General features: G+C 65.4%; 18 protein-coding genes. 9 read left to right on the top strand and 9 right to left on the bottom strand.

The window, feature by feature from the left end:
• The first annotated feature begins 47 nt into the window (after nt 1-47).
• From AC1RNN_RS08645 to gshB, 5 genes are all read left to right on the top strand, one after another.
• Nucleotides 48-1085, top strand: coding sequence for a GGDEF domain-containing protein (locus tag AC1RNN_RS08645; protein WP_493090969.1), 1038 nt, complete (start codon nt 48-50; stop codon nt 1083-1085).
• Between the two features lie 107 nt (nt 1086-1192).
• Entirely contained in the window at nt 1193-2479 is a 1287-nt protein-coding gene (gene gshA / locus AC1RNN_RS08640) for a glutamate--cysteine ligase (protein ID WP_493090970.1), read from the top strand.
• Between the two features lie 162 nt (nt 2480-2641).
• The gene (locus AC1RNN_RS08635; protein ID WP_493090971.1) at nt 2642-4510 is read left to right on the top strand and encodes a potassium transporter Kup; all 1869 of its coding nucleotides are present in this window, start codon (nt 2642-2644) and stop codon (nt 4508-4510) included.
• A 43-nt stretch (nt 4511-4553) separates the two neighbouring features.
• Nucleotides 4554-5768, top strand: a complete 1215-nt coding sequence (locus AC1RNN_RS08630; protein ID WP_493090972.1) for a benzoate/H(+) symporter BenE family transporter — start codon at nt 4554-4556, stop codon at nt 5766-5768.
• 41 nt (nt 5769-5809) lie between these two features.
• Nucleotides 5810-6772 carry a glutathione synthase gene (gene gshB / locus AC1RNN_RS08625; protein ID WP_493090973.1) on the top strand — a complete coding sequence of 321 codons (963 nt, stop codon included), beginning with the start codon at nt 5810-5812 and terminating at the stop codon, nt 6770-6772.
• Here gshB and AC1RNN_RS08620 read toward each other — a convergent pair.
• The gene (locus tag AC1RNN_RS08620) at nt 6694-7638 is read right to left on the bottom strand and encodes an SMP-30/gluconolactonase/LRE family protein (RefSeq protein WP_493090974.1); all 945 of its coding nucleotides are present in this window, start codon (nt 7636-7638) and stop codon (nt 6694-6696) included. The genes gshB and AC1RNN_RS08620 overlap by 79 nt on opposite strands.
• Nucleotides 7639-7787: 149 nt before the next feature.
• On the opposite strand from AC1RNN_RS08620, the gene AC1RNN_RS08615 reads away from it, so the two are divergent.
• On the top strand, nt 7788-8348 hold the full coding sequence (locus AC1RNN_RS08615; RefSeq protein WP_493090975.1) for a PKD domain-containing protein: 561 nt from the start codon (nt 7788-7790) through the stop codon (nt 8346-8348).
• A 33-nt stretch (nt 8349-8381) separates the two neighbouring features.
• On the opposite strand, the gene AC1RNN_RS08610 is transcribed toward AC1RNN_RS08615, so the two are convergent.
• Both AC1RNN_RS08610 and AC1RNN_RS08605 read right to left on the bottom strand, forming a co-directional pair.
• On the bottom strand, nt 8382-9272 hold the full coding sequence (locus AC1RNN_RS08610) for a class II glutamine amidotransferase (RefSeq protein ID WP_493090977.1): 891 nt from the start codon (nt 9270-9272) through the stop codon (nt 8382-8384).
• A gap of 66 nt (nt 9273-9338) precedes the next feature.
• Entirely contained in the window at nt 9339-9668 is a 330-nt protein-coding gene (locus AC1RNN_RS08605; protein WP_493090978.1) for a 4-oxalocrotonate tautomerase, read from the bottom strand.
• Here AC1RNN_RS08605 and AC1RNN_RS08600 point away from each other — a divergent pair.
• The 3 genes from AC1RNN_RS08600 (at nt 9597) to AC1RNN_RS08590 (ending at nt 12913) form a co-directional block, all read left to right on the top strand.
• Nucleotides 9597-11090 carry an ArnT family glycosyltransferase gene (locus AC1RNN_RS08600; protein ID WP_493090980.1) on the top strand — a complete coding sequence of 498 codons (1494 nt, stop codon included), beginning with the start codon at nt 9597-9599 and terminating at the stop codon, nt 11088-11090. The two genes, AC1RNN_RS08605 and AC1RNN_RS08600, sit on opposite strands and share 72 nt — an antisense overlap.
• Nucleotides 11091-11134: 44 nt before the next feature.
• Nucleotides 11135-11950, top strand: coding sequence for a phosphatase PAP2 family protein (locus AC1RNN_RS08595; RefSeq protein ID WP_493090982.1), 816 nt, complete (start codon nt 11135-11137; stop codon nt 11948-11950).
• Between the two features lie 108 nt (nt 11951-12058).
• Nucleotides 12059-12913 carry an NAD-dependent epimerase/dehydratase family protein gene (locus AC1RNN_RS08590; RefSeq protein ID WP_493090983.1) on the top strand — a complete coding sequence of 285 codons (855 nt, stop codon included), beginning with the start codon at nt 12059-12061 and terminating at the stop codon, nt 12911-12913.
• Here the strand turns inward: AC1RNN_RS08590 and AC1RNN_RS08585 are convergent.
• From AC1RNN_RS08585 to AC1RNN_RS08560, 6 genes are all read right to left on the bottom strand, one after another.
• Nucleotides 12886-13635: a phosphatase PAP2 family protein gene (locus tag AC1RNN_RS08585; protein WP_493090984.1), complete on the bottom strand. Its 750-nt coding sequence runs from the start codon at nt 13633-13635 to the stop codon at nt 12886-12888. The genes AC1RNN_RS08590 and AC1RNN_RS08585 overlap by 28 nt on opposite strands.
• A 13-nt stretch (nt 13636-13648) precedes the next feature.
• On the bottom strand, nt 13649-14050 hold the full coding sequence (locus AC1RNN_RS08580) for an OsmC family protein (RefSeq protein WP_493090985.1): 402 nt from the start codon (nt 14048-14050) through the stop codon (nt 13649-13651).
• 31 nt (nt 14051-14081) lie between these two features.
• The gene (locus tag AC1RNN_RS08575; RefSeq protein ID WP_493090986.1) at nt 14082-15131 is read right to left on the bottom strand and encodes a serine/threonine protein kinase; all 1050 of its coding nucleotides are present in this window, start codon (nt 15129-15131) and stop codon (nt 14082-14084) included.
• Between the two features lie 45 nt (nt 15132-15176).
• The gene (locus tag AC1RNN_RS08570) at nt 15177-16697 is read right to left on the bottom strand and encodes a serine/threonine protein kinase (protein ID WP_493090988.1); all 1521 of its coding nucleotides are present in this window, start codon (nt 16695-16697) and stop codon (nt 15177-15179) included.
• On the bottom strand, nt 16694-17446 hold the full coding sequence (locus tag AC1RNN_RS08565) for a metallophosphoesterase family protein (RefSeq protein ID WP_493090989.1): 753 nt from the start codon (nt 17444-17446) through the stop codon (nt 16694-16696). The genes AC1RNN_RS08570 and AC1RNN_RS08565 overlap by 4 nt, the downstream gene beginning before the upstream one ends.
• A gap of 135 nt (nt 17447-17581) precedes the next feature.
• Nucleotides 17582-18010, bottom strand: a complete 429-nt coding sequence (locus AC1RNN_RS08560; RefSeq protein WP_296467939.1) for an organic hydroperoxide resistance protein — start codon at nt 18008-18010, stop codon at nt 17582-17584.
• Between the last annotated feature and the right edge of the window lie 57 nt (nt 18011-18067).

Genomic DNA, 18067 nt, shown 5'->3' with positions numbered 1-18067 from the left:
TGAAGCGCCGCCCGGAGCGCTGTCAGCAGAATGAAGGTAGATGTCTCTTGAGTATTTCGCTTCTCTCCAAACTCGAAAAAATCACTGCCACCCGCGACTTCGCCGCCATAGAACACAGCCTGCTGAGGGCTATCGGTTCCACCGTCCATGTGGCGGAGTTGTCCATATGGACCCTGGACGCCAACCATGAGGTGACGCGTGCCTTGCACTACCACCGCCAGATCGAGGTCCGGGGTGGCAGCATGGGCCGGGATACCGAGCAGGTGGACACGGTCTATACCCATATCGAGGTGCCCGAGGATGTGCGCAGCCTCGCCCAGACGGTGGTGCTGACGCAAAAAGCCTCCTCGCGGCGAACGTCCACCGGCGGCCTGCAGATGTTTCCCCTGCTCAGCTCGCGCGGACTCACCGGTGTCATCAGCATGCGGCTGGAACAGCCCATGGATGAGCAGAACCAGGCGCTGGTCAACGGCATCCTGCGCGTGTATTCCAACTACCACGCCCTGCTGGACGAGAGCCAGCGCGACCGGCTCACCGGCCTGTACAACCGCCACGCCATGGACCTCAATATCGACCGCATGTGGTCGGTCCTGGGGCGCGAGGCCACCCATAGCGACACACGCCGCTCCAGCGTGGTCCAGATGTACTCGCTGGCGGTCATTGACATCGACCACTTCAAGCGCATCAACGACACCTTCGGCCATGTGCTGGGGGACGAGATCCTGCTGCTGGTGTCGCGCCTCATATCCAGCTGCTTCCGCAAGAGCGACCCGGTCTACCGCTATGGCGGGGAAGAGTTTCTGGTGGTGGCCGGCTCCGATTCGGCGGAGGCGACGGAGGCCCTGTTTGAGCGGGTGCGGGCCAAGATCGAGGGCCATGTGTTCCCGCAGGTGGAGCAGATCACCATCAGCTTGGGCTACACCATCATTGATCCGGGCCTGTCCCCCTCCGAAAACATAGGCCGGGCTGACCGGGCCCTCTACTGCGCCAAGGAAATGGGGCGCAACCAGGTGCAATCCTTCCTGGACCTGCGCACGCGCGGCCTGCTGCCCGAGGCGCGCTACGGCTCCACCGAATTGTTCTGAGCGGCGGACGGGTTTTTTGTGGAAATGCCGGCTTGCAAAGGCCGACGGTGCCCCCAAGTGCGGGGCACTTCTAGAATGTTGCTCCCACCTACAAGAAAGCCGCGCGCATGGTTCCCCACCTCGTCACCGCCCTCACTGGCCCGATCAATGAACTGGAGCAGCGCGTGCTGGATTCCATGCCGGCCATCGAGCGCTGGTTCCGCCTGGAGTGGATGGAGCACACGCCGCCTTTCTATTCCTCGGTCGACGTGCGCAATGCCGGCTTCAAGCTCGCCCCGGTGGACACCAACTTCTACCCCGGCGGCTGGAACAACCTGACACCCGCCATGCTGCCGCTGGCCGTGCAGGCTGCGCAGGCGGCCATCGAGAAGATCTGCCCCGAAGCGCGTAACCTGCTCATCGTGCCCGAGAACAGCGCGCGCAGTGCCTTCCACCTGAACAACCTGGCCCAAATGCGCCGCGTGTTCAATATGGCCGGCCTGAATGTGCGCATCGGCTCCATCAGCCCTGACATCAAGAAAAGCACCACCTTCGAGCTGCCCGGTGGCGAGTCAGTCACGCTGGAGCCTGTGGTGCGTACCAAGGGCCGCCTGGGCCTCAAGGACTTTGACCCCTGTACCATCTTGCTCAACAACGACTTGCGCGCCGGCGTGCCCGGCATTCTGGAAGAGGTGCACGAGCAGTACCTGCTGCCCCCGTTGCACGCCAGCTGGACGACCCGGCGCAAGAGCACCCACTTCAAGTGCTACGAGGAAGTGGCCAAGCGCTTTGGCAAGCTCATTGGCGTGGACCCCTGGCTCATCAACCCCATGTTCGACAAGTACGGCGTGGTCGACCTGGCCACGCCCGCCGGCATCGATGCGCTGGTGCAGCGCGTAGACGCCATGCTCACCAAGGTGAAGAAGAAGTACAAGGAATACGGCATCAAGGAGCGGCCCTTTGTCGTCATCAAGGCCGACAACCGCACCAGCGGCAACGCCATCCTGTCGGTGCGCGACATGAAAGACCTGGAAGCCCGGTTGCGCAAGCTGGGCGCCGGGCTGGAAGCCTCGCCCGCCCCGCTGGAGCTGATCCTGCAGGAAGGTGTGCTGACCAATGAGCGCGTCAACGATGCCGTGGCCGAGCCTGTGGTCTACATGATGGACCGCTATGTGGTGGGCGGTTTCTACCGCATGCACGCCGAACGCGGCCAGGAAGAAGACCTCAGTGCCCCCGGCTCCCGCTATGTGCCATTGGCATTTGCCGAGAGTACGCACTTACCTCAGCCCGGTGAACGCCCTGGCGCCAGCGCACCCAACCGCTTCTACATGTACGGCGTGATCGGCCGCCTGGCCATGCTGGCCGGTAGCTACGAACTCGAAGCCACGGACCCTGACGCAGAACGTTACGACTGAGGCCCGTCAAGCCCCCCGAAGGGGCCCAGTTGCTGCGCTGCAACACGGTTGGGGTTTCCACTCAAATTGCCCCTGTGCCCCCTTGTGGGCTCGGGCGCCGGGAGCAAAATAGCGGTCCCCAATGGAATGGACCCCGGCGCCAGCGATGTGCCGGGACAATTTGTGTCAGCTTCAAAATCGTCTCTCGCGGCGCTCACCCTGGGCGCTATTGGCGTGGTCTACGGCGACATCGGCACCAGCGTGCTGTATGCCATGAAGGAAGTCTTCGGCTCCGGCCACGTGCCCTTCACGGCCGACAACGTCTACGGCATCCTCTCCATCTTCTTCTGGACGCTCACCGTCATCGTCTCCATCAAGTACGTGGTGCTGGTGCTGCGGGCCGACAACCATGGCGAAGGCGGCTTGGTGGCCATGCTGGCGCTAGCCTCGCAGTCAGTGAAACACCGGCCCGAGCTGCGCCGTGTGCTGCTCATCGTGGGCATCTTCGGCACCTGCCTGTTCTATGGTGATGGCGTCATCACGCCGGCCATCTCGGTGCTATCGGCGGTGGAGGGCCTGGAGGTCATCTCTCCGACCTTCAAGCGCTATGTGATCCCCATCACCCTCGTTATCCTGTTTGGGCTGTTCTTCGTGCAGAAGCGCGGCACGGCCGGTATCGGCAAGTTCTTCGGCCCTATCACCGTGGTCTGGTTTGCGGTCATTGCCCTGCTGGGTGTGAGCCACATCGTCGAGCACCCCTCCATCCTCTGGGCCATCAGCCCGCACTATGCGCTGGGCTTCATCTGGAACAACCCCGGCACCACCTTCATCATCCTTGGCGCCGTGGTGCTCTGCGTGACGGGCGGTGAGGCGCTCTATGCCGACATGGGCCACTTCGGCAAGAAGCCCATCCGCCTGGCCTGGTTCTCCATCGTCATGCCCGCGCTCACGCTGAACTACTTCGGCCAGGGCGCGCTGCTGCTGGATACCCCCGCGGCGGTCAAGAACCCCTTCTTCATGATGGCGCCCGACTGGGCGCTGCTGCCCCTGGTGGGGCTGGCCACCATGGCCACGGTGATTGCCTCGCAGGCGCTCATCTCGGGTGCCTTCTCGGTCACCAAGCAGGTCATCCAGCTGGGCTACCTGCCGCGCCTGCAGGTCACGCACACCAGCGTCAAGGACACGGGCCAGATCTACCTGCCCTTTGTGAACTGGGGCCTGTTCGTGGCCATCGTGCTGGCCGTGGTGATGTTCAAGTCCTCCAGCAACCTGGCCGCAGCCTACGGCATTGCCGTGTGTACCGACATGTTGATCACCACCGTGCTGACCTTCTACGTGGTGCGCTATGGCTGGAAGTACCCGCTGTGGATCTGCATTGCTGCCACCGGCTTCTTCTTCGTGGTGGATTTCGCCTTCTGGGCCTCCAACCTGCTCAAGCTGTTTGACGGCGGCTGGTTCCCCCTGGCGATTGGCGGGGCCATCTTCACGCTCATGATGACCTGGAAGGACGGCCGCCGCCTGCTCAACGACAAGCTGCGCGCTGATGCCTTGGACCTTTCCAGCTTTCTGGAAGCGGTGTTTGTGAGCCCGCCTGCGCGCGTGGAGGGCACTGCCGTGTTCCTGACCTCGGAAGTGGGCACCGTGCCCAATGCCCTGTTGCACAACCTCAAGCACAACAAGGTGCTGCACAGCAGCAACCTGTTCGTGACGGTGAAGAGCCACGAGGTGCCCTGGATTGGCATGGACAAGCGCCTGCAAATCGATTCGCTGGGCCACGACTGCTGGCAGGTGGTGGTGCACTACGGATTCAAGAACGACCCCGACCTGCCCAAGGCACTGGAGCAGATCAAAGGCCGCGGCTGTGAGCTGGAGACGATGACCACCAGTTACTTCCTCTCGCGTGACACCGTGGTGCCCACGCTGGGCGAGGGCATGGCGCCCTGGCGCGAAAAGCTCTTCGCGCAAATGCACCACAATGCCAGTGCGGCGGCGGACTTTTTGAACCTGCCCAATAATTCAGTCGTGGAGCTAGGCTCCAAGATCGAAATCTGAATCTCCAGGGGCCGCGCAGCGGCCCCGCTTCTTTGTGCCTGCCATGCGATTTTTCAAAGACCTGAGTCTCTCGGCCTTCACCGCCGGTTTTGTGGCCGTGCTGGTGGGCTTTACCAGTTCCGTGGCTATCGTCTTCCAGGCCGCGCTGGCGCTGGGCGCCACGCCGGCCATGGTGGCCTCGTGGATGTGGGCGCTGGGCATTGGCATGGGCCTGTGTTCGCTGCTTCCCTCGCTGTGGCTGCGCAAGCCGGTCATGGTGGCCTGGAGTACGCCGGGTGCTGCCGTGCTGGCTACCGCGGCCACGGCAGGCGGTTTCGGCATGGCCGAGGGCGTGGGCGCCTTCATCCTGTGCGCCGTGCTCATCACCGTGGCGGGTGCCACCGGCTGGTTCGAGCGCATCATGAACCGCATTCCGCTGGCGCTGGCCTCGGCCCTGCTGGCGGGCGTGCTGGCGCGTTTTGGTCTGTCGGGCTTTTCTGCGGCGCAGACGGCTTTGCCGCTGGTGGTGCTGATGCTGCTGGCCTATCTGCTGGGCAAGCGCTTTATGCCGCGCTATGCCGTGCCGCTGACGCTGCTGGTTGCTATTGTTTTCGTAGCTGCTCGCGCAGAATTCACGGGGGCTAACATCGAGTTTGGCTTGACAATGCCGGTCTGGGTCACGCCCACCTTCTCGCTGGCGGCCTTCATCAGCATGTCGCTGCCGCTGTTCGTGGTGACCATGGCCTCGCAAAACCTGCCCGGTGTGGCCGCCATCCAGGCGGCGGGCTATGCGGACCGGCGTTCCGAGGGTGGCGATGCCGGCATTCCCATCTCCAAGGTCATCACGCTCACGGGGCTGGTCACGCTGGTGCTGGCGCCGTTTGGCGCGTTTGCGCTCAACCTCAGCGCCATCACCGCCGCCATCTGCATGGGCCCCGAGGCCCACAGCAATCCGGCACGGCGCTACACGGCTGCGGCTTCCTGCGGTGCTATCTATATCGTCATCGGCCTGTTTGGCGCCGCCATCACTGGCGTGCTCACGGCCTTTCCCAAGGAGCTGGTGGCCGCCATTGCGGGGCTGGCGCTCTTGGGAACCATCGGTGGCGCGCTGGCCGCTGCGCTCAAGGACGAGACCCACCGCGAAGCCGCGCTCATCACTTTCCTGGTTACGCTCAGCGGGGTCGTAATAGCCGGAGTCGGCTCAGCCTTTTGGGGGGTGGTGGCCGGCGTGCTGGCGCTTTTGGTGCAACACTACGGCCGCAAGCCCCCCGGCGCCTGAGCGGCGCGCCCCATTCTTCGCTATTGCCCGAGACCTTTGCCATGGACATTCTGTTTGTTGCCGACCCGCTGGAATCCTTCAAGACCTACAAGGACACCACCTTCTCCATGATGCGCGAGGCCCAGAAGCGCGGTCACCGCATCATCGCCTGCGAGCCCAAGCACCTGGTCTGGCAGCGCGGAGGTGTGGTGCAGGCTGCTGTGCGTCGCATCACCCTGACGGGCCAGCTTGATGTCTGGTTCACCGAGGCCGAGCCCACCACTATGGCGCTGAAAGACTTTGACGCCATCATCATGCGCAAGGACCCGCCGTTTGACAGCGAATTCTTCTACGCCACCCACCTGCTGGAGCAGGCCGAGCGCGAGGGTGCCCAGGTCTTCAACAAACCGCGTGCGCTGCGTGACCACCCCGAGAAGCTGGCGATTCTGGAATTCCCGCAGTTCATCGGCCCCACGCTGGTCACGCGTGACCCGGCCGCCGTGCGCGCCTTCCATGCCGAGCATCGCGACATCATCCTCAAGCCTCTGGACGGCATGGGTGGCATGGGCATCTTTCGCGTGAAGGACGATGGCCTGAACCTGGGCGGCATCATCGAGACGCTGAACAAGGACGGCGCCCAAACCCTGATGGTGCAAAAGTTTTTGCCCGCCATCAAGGACGGCGACAAGCGCGTGCTGGTGATTGGCGGCAAGCCCGTGCCCTACTGTCTGGCCCGCATTCCGCAGGGTGGTGAGGTGCGGGGTAACCTCGCGGCCGGTGGCAAGGGCGTGGCCCAGCCGCTCAGCGATAGCGACCGCCGTATTGCCGAGGCGCTAGGCCCCATCCTGGCCGCACGCGGCCTGCTGCTGGTGGGCTTGGATGTCATCGGCGACTCGCTCACCGAAATCAACGTCACCAGCCCCACCTGCTTCCAGGAAATCAGCGATCAAACCGGCTTTGACGTGCCGGCCATGTTCATCGACGCGCTGGAAGAGGCCCAGTCCGCCGCCAGCCGCACGCGGTAAACCGCGCTGGTTGCGCAGATAAACAGGTCGCAGCCTGTGGTGCCGCCAAACACCAAATTGGCCGCGCGCTCGGGCAACAGTAGCTTGCCCAAGAGGGCCCCACTGGGCGCGTAGCAGTGCACGCCGTCGCCCGCGCTGGTCCACACCCGGCCCAGCGCGTCCACGCGGAAGCCGTCAAACAGGCCCACATCGCAGTCCGCAAAGACAGTGCCACCGGACAGGGCATAGCCCGGCCCCACCTTGAAGACTCGGATGTGTTTGGGGCCGTCTGCAAAATGGGTGCGTCCTGTGTCCGCCACATAGAGCCGGGTTTCGTCCGCGTTGAAAGCCAGGCCGTTGGGCCGCACAAAGTCGGTCAGCACGGCCTCGCATTGGCCGCTGGCCGGGTCCACGCGGTATACATGGCAGGCGCCAATCTCACTGTCGGCCTTGTGGCCTTCGTAATCACTGTCGATACCGTAGGCCGGGTCAGTGAACCAGATGGCGCCGTCACGCGCCACCACCACGTCGTTGGGGCTGTTGAGGCGCTTGCCCAGCCAGTGGCTGGCGATGGTGGTTGTGCTGCCGTCGGCTTCCTGCCGCGTCACGCTGCGCGAGCCATGCTCGCAGCTCACCAGCCGGCCTTCGCGGTCCAGCGTGTGGCCGTTGGCAAAGCGGGAGGGATTGCGGTAGTCGCTCACCGTGCCCGTAGCCTCATCCCAGCGCAGCATGCGGTTGTTCGGAATATCGCTCCAGACCAGGCAGCGCTGGCCGGCCAGCCAGGCCGGGCCCTCCACCCATTTGCCACCGTCTGCAATGCGTTCAGGCGCGCCATCCCCGGTGAACAAATACGGAAACTGGGGGTGAAGGCTGTACAGATGGGGCATAGGCGGCGGGGCAAAGTTCACAGTTTGTTGCTTTTATTGTGCGTCTGATAGCGCAGCTTGGTGCCGAGGCAGGTGCACCGGCGCACAATCGCGTGGCGTGGTCCGCTGCCATGGTTGCTGCAGCGGCACGAAACGAAGGAGCACATCCCATGAGCACACGCATGCATTACACAGCCCTGTTGGCAGCCAGCCTGTTGGCCGCATCGGCACAGGCCCAGGTCCTGGGCACCATCACCGCCTCGTCGACCAACGTCAAGGTGGGGGAGCCCGTCACCATCACCGCCAATATTGACGTGATCAACAACAACTACTGCGGCTTCGTCGTTGGTTTTGGCGACGGCACCTTCAAGGACGCGGTGAGCGATGTGAATACCCCGGTGCCTCTGGTCGTCACCCGTACCTATGACAAGCCCGGCGCCTACCATGTGACCCTGGGTGGCAAGAATGTACAGAACCACCCGAACTGCGGCGGCCCGGAGCGCGCAGTGGACATCACTGTGACCGGTATGGCCGCCAAAGCGGCGCCCGCCAAGCCCGGCGATGTGTGCGAGAAACCCTGGAAGCTGTCCGGCAAGTTCAACGCCAAGACCGGTGCTTTCACCTGCGCAGCCAAGCCGGGCACTGCCTTGCCTGCCGCCAAACCCAGCTGCAGCGGTGACCTGAGCTACTTCGAGAACACCAAGAAGGGCCAGTACGGCTGCAAGCCCTGAGGAAGGGCAGCGGGCAGACCGCCCGCTGAATGCTTACACCGTAGCGGAGGCTGCCAGGGCGAGGGCTTTGGCAGCCTCTTCCGCTTCGCGCTGGGCCGCAGCCGCAGCTGCTGCCGCAATCAGCGTGGCCTTGCAAAAGGTACGTGCGAGCGGTTGGCCATCGGCAAAAGCCTGCAGTTCGCCGGCCTCCATGGAAACCCAGGTTTCGTTGGTGGTCAGCGGCTCCGTCACCACAATCACCAGCCGGTCTTCCGGGCCATTGAGCTCGGACAAGTCCACAGTCACATCCTCGTCCTTGAGCTGCACGTGGCTGAAGGGGTGTTGGCGCACCACGTAGCAGAGCTTGGTGCTGGCGTGGGCCCACAGGGCCTGGCCGTTGCTTAGTAAAAAGTTGAAGGTGCCGTGCCGCGAAATCCGGGGCACCAGCTCGGCCAGCGTTTGCGTCAATTCCTCAACCGTAGGGACTGAAGCATGGGATTTGTTGAGTTCTTGCAGCAACCAGCAAAACGCCAGCTCACTGTCTGTGCTGCCTACCGGCTTGAAGCTGCCGTGCAGCGGCGGATTGAATTCCTTGAGATCGCCGTTATGGGCAAACACCCAGTAGCGGCCCCAGAGCTCACGCGTGAAAGGGTGGCAGTTTTCCAGGGTGACGGCGCCTACCGTTGCCTTGCGCACATGGGCCACCACGTTGTGGCTCTTGATCGGGTAGGACTTGAGCATCTTGGCGATGGGCGAGGTCGACGCGCTTTCCTTGTCCACAAAGTGCCGCGCTGCCTTGCCGGGCTGGTCGCCTTCGCTCTCAAAGAAGGCGATGCCCCAGCCGTCCGAATGGTGGTCGGTGCAGCCGCCGCGCTGCGAGAAGCCGGTAAAGCTCAGCGTCAGGCTGGCCGGCAGGTGGCTGTTCATTCCGAGCAGTTGGCACATGGAAACAGTTTACTCCGCAGGGCTGGGGGCGGTGATGCGAAAACGGTTGGTGCTTATGCGCGCAAGTCAGGTGCGTGGCTCGGACCAGAACTTGCCGCCCGTGGCCCAGTTGTCGCGCTTGACGTCGGTGATGATGATGTCCACCGCTTCGGGCGAGCAGCCCAGAGTCTCGACGGTGACGCGCGTCACTTCCTCGACGAGTTTCTTCTTCTGCTCCTGCGTGCGGCCTTCAAGCAATTCAACGTGGTAGGTAGGCATGGGCGTCCTGGGGAAATAGTGGGTGCAGATTAGACTGCGGGGTTTCCATTGTCCTCCGACTCGCCCTTGCAAATTTTGTTCCCGCCCTATCCGCGAGCCTGCGCCAACCGGGTGATGACGCTGGTGTTGGTGCTGCATGCCCTGCTGGGCGCGGCGCTGGGCCTGTCGGTGGACGAGGCGCACTACCTGCTGTACGCCGCCCACCCCGCGCTCAGCTACTTTGACCACCCGCCCCTGGTGGGCTGGGTGCAATGGCCGCTGGTGGCACTGGGGGCGCCGGTTGCCGTGTTGCGCTTCATTCCCGGCCTGCTGTGGCTGGGCACCGTGTGGGGCGTGTACCGCCTGAGCCTGCGCCTGTTGGCGGGCCACGTTCTGGCCCAGCCCGCGGCACTGGGCGCCGTGCTGGCGCTGGCGCTGGCGCCACTGCTGCATGTGCTGGGCATAGGTCTGCTACCCGACACCCTGCTCATGGCGCTGACCGTGGCACTGCTGTGGCAAACCACCACGCTCATGGAGCCGGAGGCGCTGGATAGCCCCAAGGCCTGGCTGCGCATGGGCCTGCTGCTGGGTCTGGCTGGTCTGGCCAAGTACACGGCCGTGTTTACTGCGCTGGCATTGGGCCTGGTCTTGCTTTGGACGCATGGCCTGCGCCTGCTGCGCAAGCCCTGGCTGTGGGCGGCGCTGGGTCTGGCGCTGGTGTTGATCCTGCCGGTTTTCATCTGGAATGCGCAGCACGAGTGGGCCTCGTTCGCCTACCAGGTGGCGCACGGCCAGGGCCACCATGAGTGGCTGGGCCTTAATGTGCTGCGCTTCCTGGTGCTGCAGTTGCTCGCCTTTGGCCCGCTGCAGTTGGCGGCGGCCTGGGCGCGCGGGGCTGGCCCGGCACGCTGGCTGTGGGTGGCGTTTGCACTGCCTTTCGGCATCTTCACGTACATGGCCGGCGGCGGCACCAGCCTGCCGCACTGGACGGCTCCAGCCTGGGTGGCTCTGGCGCCGATGGTGGGCCTGGGGTTGGCGCGAGCCTGGCAATCGTCAGCGCGCTGGCTGGTTCTGGTCCTGGGCGCCGTGCAGGCGCTGGCCTGTGCTGGCCTGCTGGGCTTGATGCTCACGGCCGGCTGGCCGATTTTGCCGGGCAGCACCGCCCCGGTCGCTCCGCAGCCCAACCCCTTTGCCGACCTGCATGGCTGGGACGCGGCGGGCGCCCGTGCGCAGGCGCTCGCTGCGCAGCAGGGTCTGGGCAGTGTGGCCGTGCAGAACTGGACGCTGGCCAGCCGCCTGGGCTGGTATGCGCGGCCCCTGCCGGTGCACGTGCTGGAAGACCGGCCCACGCAGTTCCGTTTCTGGGCGGGCGACCTGCCGGCCGGTGGCAACACCTTGCTGGTGGACTGGTCCTACCTGTCGTATGACGCGCCCCTGGGCGCCCACGGCTTTGCCAGCTGCACCCTGTTGGATTCGCAGGAAGTGACGCACTGGGGCATGCCGCTGGCCAGCTTCCGTTTCTACGATTGCCGCGGCTGGTCCGGCCAACCGCAGGCGAATTTGGAACCGCGCAAGCCCTGAGTGCGGGCGCGTACGCACTACACTGGCGCCCCTTGCTTTTCACCATGCTGCCCCCTCCCACTACCCCCCACGCCCTCGCCAGCCCGCTCGCCCGCGCGTGGTGGTGGCTGCCCCTGCTGGTGCTGGGCCTGGGCACGCCGCTGTGGCTGCACTGGTGGGAGCCAGGCATGTTCCTCGCCATCAACCGCTGGGGCGCGCCCGTGGCGGCCGAGTTCTGGACGGGTCTGTCCCTGCTGGGCAATGGGTGGGGCATTCTGGGCGTAACGGCGCCGCTGCTAGCGCTGGCACCGCGCCTGATGTGGGGGTGGTTGTGTGCTGCGCCCTTCGCTATCCTGTTTGCGCGCACTGGCAAGTTTTTTATCGAGAGCCCGCGCCCCGCCGCCGTGGTGGAGAACGACCAGATGCGCGTGGTGGGCGAGCTGCTGCACAACGTCTCCATGCCCTCGGGCCACACGCTGACCGCCTTTGCGGTGGCCGCCGGCATCTTTTTCGCGCTCACGCCCGCGCTACGCCGCCGCCATTGGTGGCTATGGCTGGCGGCTGCGGGCTGCGGCCTCTCCCGCATCACCGTAGGCGCGCACTGGCCGGGTGATGTGGCCGTGGGCATCAGCCTCGGCATCCTCTCGGGCCTGCTGGGCCACCAGCTCTGGATGCGCCTGAACGAACGCCACTTTGCCCCCACCGCCTGGAGCCTGCGCGTGGTGGCCGCGCTGGTGGCGCTGGCCACCTACCACCTGCTCACCGAGCCGCTGGACTTCGCCGAGAACCAGCCCACCCAGTACGGCGTGGCGCTGTTGGCCATAGGCTCACTGCTGGCGTTTGTGCGCCAGAGCCTTCGCGGCAGCATTCAAGCCAAATAGGGCTCTAGCCCTCGTGGATAGTGCGCAAACAGCTCCTGTTTTGATAGTGGACTGAATCGCATGAGGCCTTGGCTGGCCTAGCCGGCACCAGCCCGCTACCATGGCAGCATGAAAAAAATTCTTGTGACCGGTGGCACCGGTGCTGTGGGCCGGTATGTGGTGGACGAGCTGGTGCAGCACGGCTACCAGGTGGGGGTGATGGATCTGGCAGCGCCGGCGCGCAGTGATGTGGCGCACCACGCGGTGGATGTGCTGCAGCTGGACGCGGTGTTGCAGGCCATGGCGGGCTACGAGGCTGTCATGCATGTGGCGGGCATTCCGCACCCGCTCAATGACCCGGCCAAACGCGTGTTCGACGTCAATGTGAACGGCACCTTCAATGTGCTGGAGGCTGCGGCCCAGCTGGGCATTGGCAAGGTGGTGTTCACCTCCAGCGAATCGACCATGGGCTTTGCCTTTGCCACGCACCGGCTGGCGCCGCTCTACATCCCGGTCGACGAGGCCCACCCCGCGCGCCCGCAGGACCCGTATGGGCTGAGCAAGGTGGTGAGCGAGCAGATCTGCAAGACTTATTCCGAGCGCTATGACATGCACACCGTCTGCCTGCGTATGCCCTGGGTCTGGCTGCCTGAGGATGCGCAGCGGCCTTTCTACCGATCGCTGGTGGCGGAGTACCGGAACTGGAACAAGAACCTCTGGACCTTTGTGGATGCGCGCGATGTGGGCACGGCGCACCGCCTGGCGCTGGAAACAGCGCTGGAGAGCCGGCACGAAGCCTTCTTCATCACCGGCCCGCAACACTGGACGGGCCTGAACGCACGCACGCTGATGGCCGAATTCTGGCCCGAGGTGACCGAGTTCGCACCGGGCTTTGTGGCCTCGGACCCGCTGATCTCCCATGCCAAGGCGACCGCCTTGCTGGGCTACCGGCCGCGCTATGGCGTGGCCGATGTGCTGGGCTGAGCCGGCGCGGGCACCGCCGGCCGGTGCAGGTGGTGACGGGCAAAGGGCTTGCCTTGGCCGGAGGCCAGCAGGGCCAGGCGCACTTCCAGATTGTGGGTGGGCAGGTAGGTGGCGCTGGTGCTGTGCAGCGCCAGCAGCAGCACCAGCGGCGCGACTTTGCTGGCCCAGTGCGGTAGCGGGCGCGGCTGGCCCTCTGCGGCAAGCGCCCGCAACGTGGGCAGCACGACAGCAGCGCCCAGCACCCAGCCGGCCACGACCTCGCTGACGCTGTGGGCGCCCAGCACGACGCGGGACACGCCCACGGCGAGCACCATGCCTGCACTCAGCACGGGCAGCCAGCCCCCGCGCTGCAGCGCTGGCCAGGGAATGCCACGCAGCACCAGCGGCAGGATGGTGGTGGCCAGCAGGGTGTGGCCGCTGATGCCGGTGAAATCCACCGCGGCGATGCCGATGCCCCAGCCGAAAAATAGACATTTGGTGAATACGGTGAGCGCCACGGCCAAGGCCAGGTGCAGCACATAGCGCCGGGCGATGCTGCGCAGACCAGCTTCCCACAGGCCGCCCAGCACCAGTGCCAGGGCGGGCAGCAGCAGGCTGGAGGAACCGAGGTGGGTGATGATTTGCCAGACGGGCAGGGGACTGGAGGCGTCGGCCATGAAGGTGATGTTGCGCTGCAATAAAGACGCGCCAGTGTAGCCCTGCGCTGCGGCAGGCAGGGTCACCGGACGCAGCCGATCAGACTAGCGCCGACGCGATCTGTACCTCGCCCAGCAGTGTGCGGTGGATGGGGCACTTGTTGGCAATCTCCAGCAGCTTGGCCCGGTCTTCGTCGGACAGGGCACCGTCGATGTGAATCTGGCGGTTGAGCTGGTAGATGGATTGGCCCTCGGCGTCGCGGCTCTCCGTGTGTTCCACGGTCACGCGCAGATCGGTCACGGCGAGGTTGCGGCGGCGGATGTAGAGCTCCAGCGTGAGCGTGGTGCAGGCGGCCAGGGCGGCGTCCAGCAGGGCGTGTGGATCGGGCGCCAGGTCGGTGCCACCCAGGGGCTTGTCCACATCGGCGGCCCAGGCGTGGCGGCCGTCGGACAGGGTGGTGAGCGAGCCGTGCGCGCGATGCAGCTGGGCGGTGATGGTCATGGTGCCGGGTCCTGTGGTGGATGAGAAAAGCTCAGACGATCAAGGGATCGTCCTGCATGGCTTCGATCTGGTCTTCCAGCATCTGGATCTGGCCCTTCCAGTAGTCGCTGCTGCCAAACCAGGGAAAGTTGCGCGGGAAGGCCGGGTCGTCCCAGCGGCGCGCCAGCCAAGCGCTGTAGTGGATCAGGCGCAAGGTGCGCAGCGGCTCAATCAGCGCCAGCTCGGCGCGGTCGAATTCGCGGAACTGTTCATAGCCGTCCACCAGCATGCCGAGCTGCCGGGTCTGCTGCTGGCGGTCGCCGCTGAGCAGCATCCACAGGTCCTGCACGGCGGGGCCGGTGCGGGCGTCGTCCAGGTCCACAAAGTGCGGGCCGGGGCCGGCCGCGGCGGCCACATCCGTGGGCGTCCAGAGGATGTTGCCCGGGTGGCAGTCGCCATGCAGGCGCAACTGGCGGATACCGGAAGAATTGACCTTGTTTTGGCCACTGGCCCCCGCCATATCTGCGCGAGCAGCTATTAAATCAATAGCGGACTGGCAACGCTGGGCCCACAGGCTTTGCACGTCCAGCGGCACCATGTGGTGCTCGAGCAGCCACTGCATGGGTTCAATCGCAAAGGTCTGGACGTTCAGCGCCGGGCGGTGTACGAAAGCCCGTTTGGCGCCTACGGCGTGGATGCGTGCGAGAAAGCGGCCAATCCACTCCAGCACCTCGCCATCGTCCAGCTCGGGCGGGCGCCCGCCGCGGCGCGGGCTGACCGAGAAGGCAAAGTCGCCAAAGTGGTGAAGGGTCCGGCCTTCCAGCATCAGCGGCCCCACAGCCGGGATCTCATCGGCCATCAGCTCGGCCGCGAAGTCGTGCTCTTCCTGAATCTGCGCGTCCGTCCAGCGCCCGGGTCGGTAGAACTTGGCCACCACCGGGGCGCCGTCTTCCAACTGCACCTGGTAGACCCGGTTTTCGTACGAAGACAGCGCGGTCAATCGGCCGTCGCCGCGCAGGCCCACGCTGTCCAAAGCGTCCAGCACCAGGTCCGGGGTCAGGGCTTCAAAGGGGTGGCGTTCGCTGTCGATGGGGCTGTGCATGGAGGTATTGTCCCCTGCCCGCCAAGCCGTACCGGCGACAAGGACTTAGCCCAGCGGCCCCAGGTCGTCGCCGTAGAGCGGCGCCGGGCTCGATACGTCCGCGTCGGAATCCGAATAGCCGCTGGCTGTTGCTGCTTGCGCGTTGTGGGCGAGCTGGGCAAACGGCAAGGCCTGCTTGACCAGGATGACGGTGCAGGGCGCGTCCATGGCGACCTTGATGGGGACGGTGGCGACGAAGCGCTGGGTCATCAGGCCATGCGTGGCCGCCCCCATCACGATGACGCTGACATTGTTGCCACGCGCGTAGTCCAGCAGGGCCTGGGCCACGTCACCGCTCTCCAGCACATGGCAGGAGGTCTGGTGGCCCGGGTGGTCCAGTGGCTGGGCCCACTGGCGCAAGGCCGTCAGGTAGCGGCGGTGCACGCTGGTCTCGCTGTTCTCGTCTTCCGAGGTGTTGGTCAGACTGCTGGAAATGACGGTCACGCAGGCCAGGCGGGCGCCGGGGCGCGTGCCCAGGGCGCGTGCCACGGCTTCACGCAGCGAGTACAGCGTGGCATCGCTCACGTCCTTGTATGGCACGGCGACCATGACGATGGGCACCTCCTGCACCTGCCGTGCGGGCAGAGGGCTGGGCTGGTAGTGCATGCCGGCGGCCTTGAGCCAGCGCTTGAAGTGGGTGCGAAACGGGGTGCCTTCGGTTTGGGTGCCGCGCTGCGTCACATGGACCTGGGTGGGGTGCGTGAGGTCGAAGGCCAGGTGGGCGGCGGATGGGTAGCGTTTGGCAGCCTCGGGCTCCAGGCAGCGCAGCACCACTTCCTGCAGCCAGGCCGGAATGTCCGGGCGCCGCTTGCGCGGCGGTGTCGGGTCTATCCACAGGCGCTGGCGCAGGCCAGCGGTGGTTTGCGGGCTGCCAAAGGGCAGCTCGCCGGTGCAGAGCTGGTAGAGCATCACGCCGATGGCAAACACATCGCTGCGCGGATCGCCGCGCACGCCCACCACCTGTTCGGGCGCAATCCACGCGGGGGAGCCCACGGCCTTGCGCAGCTGTTCGGCCAGCAGGTCGGGGTAGTGCGCATGGCTGGACAGGCCAAAGTCCAGCAGTACGGCGCTGCCGTCTTCGCGGAAGAGCACGTTGGCCGGCTTCAGGTCCAGGTGCACCGTGTTCTGTTGGTGCAGCGCGTGGGCCGCGCGCGCCATGGCCGCGCCCAGCTTCGCAATGGTGTCTACATCCAGCTGCAGCGGGCTCTCCAGCCAGTGGTCCAGCGTCTGGCCCTGCACATACTCCATGACCAGGTAGGGCACACGCTGCAGGTCACCCGCGGCCACAAAGCGCGGCGTGGTGCTGCCGTGCAGGGCCTGCAGGATCTGGCATTCCACCTCGAAGCTAACGATGTTCTCCGCGCCATCGCCCGCCGTCATGCGCGGAATCTTCATGGCCATGGCAAAGCCCGGGCCGGGGCGCGCGTCGGCGTAGACCACGCGGTAGATGTGGGCCATGCCGCCGGAGTGGATGCACTCTTCGATGCGGAAGCCGTCCAGCTCGGTACCAGGGGCCAGCAGCTTCATCGTCCTTCCTCCAGCCGGTGGGCAAAGAACTCAGGCAGGCCGGCGCGGCGGATGGCGGCGGCGGCGGCATAGTGGTCGTAGGGCACGCGGTGAAAGGTGAGCTGGGCGCGTTCGGTGTCCAGCACGGCGTACATGGCCTGGGGGTGGCCATCGCGCGGCTGGCCCACCGAACCCACGGTGGCCAGCCACTGCCGGTGTTTGGGCACCGGTACCGCCACACCGGCCTGGGGCGTGAACATCATCAATCCGTCGGTGGCACCGCGGTAGTACAGCGTTTGCAGGTGCACGTGGCCGCCAAACACATAGCGCACGCCGGGCCACTTGTCGGTGGCATTGAGGCTGGCGGTGGCGGCACGTGCGTCGTAGACATAACGCCAGAGTTCGGGCGCATCCACACTGGCGTGCACCATGAGCACGCTGTCCAGGTGATGGGTCAGGGGCAGGGTGTCCAGCCAGGTGCGTTGCTCGGGGCTGAGCTGAGCGTGTGTCCAGGCGGCGGTGCTGTCGCCCACGGTCTTGATGGTGGCGGGCGGATGCACGGCCATCTCGTCGTGGTTGCCCTTGAGCACGACGGCACCTTCCTCGGTGAGCAGCTGGATGCGTTCCACCACCTCTGCCGGTTGGGCGCCGTAGCCCACCAGGTCGCCCAGGACGGCAAAGCGCTGCACCTGCTGGGCGCGGGCATGGGCCAGGCAGGCGTCCAGCGCCTGGAGGTTGCCGTGGATGTCCGACAGCAGGGCCAGTCTCATCAAGTCTCCGAAGTTAGAGGGCCGGTTGTGGGGCCCAACGCGCGATCATGCGCGCCGCGCCTGACGGCAAGTTTGCAGCAAAAAAGGCCGGCCCCGCAGCGCGGAACCAGCCTTTTGCGCAAGGCGCGTGGGGGCTTAAACGACGGTGATGGTCACGTCGATGTTGCCGCGGGTGGCGTTGGAGTAGGGGCAGACCTGGTGGGCCTTGTCGACCAGCGCTTGCGCAGCGGCCTTGTCCATGCCGGGGATGGAGACTTCCAGTTGCACTTCAATGCCAAAGCCCTGGGGGATTTGGCCGATGCCCACGGTGGCGTTGATGGATGTGTCAGCGGGCAGGGCAATCTTCTGTGTGCCGGCGACGAACTTCATGGCGCCGATGAAGCAGGCGCTGTAGCCGGAGGCGAACAGTTGCTCGGGGTTCACGCCGCCGCCGGGGCCGCCCATTTCCTTGGGCACGGCCAGTTTGAGGTCCAGCAGACCATCGGAAGTGCGGGTGGTGCCGTCGCGGCCGCCAGTGGACTTGGCGTGGGCTTGGTAAATCACTTTTTCGATCTTGTTGCTCATGGTGCGTCTTTCATAAAGTGCTGCGCTTGGCAGCGGGGTGGGTAATGGGGTTGTCTC

It is taken from the genome of Rhodoferax sp. GW822-FHT02D07 (assembly GCF_058802405.1).
The sequence above is the reverse complement of the archived record's forward strand: the minus strand, read 5'-3'. Positions and strand labels throughout refer to the sequence as shown.

What these genes read in the sequence shown, in the direction of transcription:
- gshA (WP_493090970.1), top strand. Translation starts at nt 1,193, where the DNA reads ATGGTTCCCCACCTCGTCACCGCCCTCACTGGCCCGATCAATGAACTG.
- AC1RNN_RS08630 (WP_493090972.1), top strand. Translation starts at nt 4,554, where the DNA reads ATGCGATTTTTCAAAGACCTGAGTCTCTCGGCCTTCACCGCCGGTTTT.
- gshB (WP_493090973.1), top strand. Translation starts at nt 5,810, where the DNA reads ATGGACATTCTGTTTGTTGCCGACCCGCTGGAATCCTTCAAGACCTAC.
- AC1RNN_RS08620 (WP_493090974.1), bottom strand. Translation starts at nt 7,638, where the DNA reads ATGCCCCATCTGTACAGCCTTCACCCCCAGTTTCCGTATTTGTTCACC.
- AC1RNN_RS08615 (WP_493090975.1), top strand. Translation starts at nt 7,788, where the DNA reads ATGAGCACACGCATGCATTACACAGCCCTGTTGGCAGCCAGCCTGTTG.
- AC1RNN_RS08610 (WP_493090977.1), bottom strand. Translation starts at nt 9,272, where the DNA reads ATGTGCCAACTGCTCGGAATGAACAGCCACCTGCCGGCCAGCCTGACG.
- AC1RNN_RS08605 (WP_493090978.1), bottom strand. Translation starts at nt 9,668, where the DNA reads ATGCAGCACCAACACCAGCGTCATCACCCGGTTGGCGCAGGCTCGCGG.
- AC1RNN_RS08595 (WP_493090982.1), top strand. Translation starts at nt 11,135, where the DNA reads ATGCTGCCCCCTCCCACTACCCCCCACGCCCTCGCCAGCCCGCTCGCC.
- AC1RNN_RS08590 (WP_493090983.1), top strand. Translation starts at nt 12,059, where the DNA reads ATGAAAAAAATTCTTGTGACCGGTGGCACCGGTGCTGTGGGCCGGTAT.
- AC1RNN_RS08580 (WP_493090985.1), bottom strand. Translation starts at nt 14,050, where the DNA reads ATGACCATCACCGCCCAGCTGCATCGCGCGCACGGCTCGCTCACCACC.
- AC1RNN_RS08575 (WP_493090986.1), bottom strand. Translation starts at nt 15,131, where the DNA reads ATGCACAGCCCCATCGACAGCGAACGCCACCCCTTTGAAGCCCTGACC.
- AC1RNN_RS08570 (WP_493090988.1), bottom strand. Translation starts at nt 16,697, where the DNA reads ATGAAGCTGCTGGCCCCTGGTACCGAGCTGGACGGCTTCCGCATCGAA.
- AC1RNN_RS08565 (WP_493090989.1), bottom strand. Translation starts at nt 17,446, where the DNA reads ATGAGACTGGCCCTGCTGTCGGACATCCACGGCAACCTCCAGGCGCTG.
- AC1RNN_RS08560 (WP_296467939.1), bottom strand. Translation starts at nt 18,010, where the DNA reads ATGAGCAACAAGATCGAAAAAGTGATTTACCAAGCCCACGCCAAGTCC.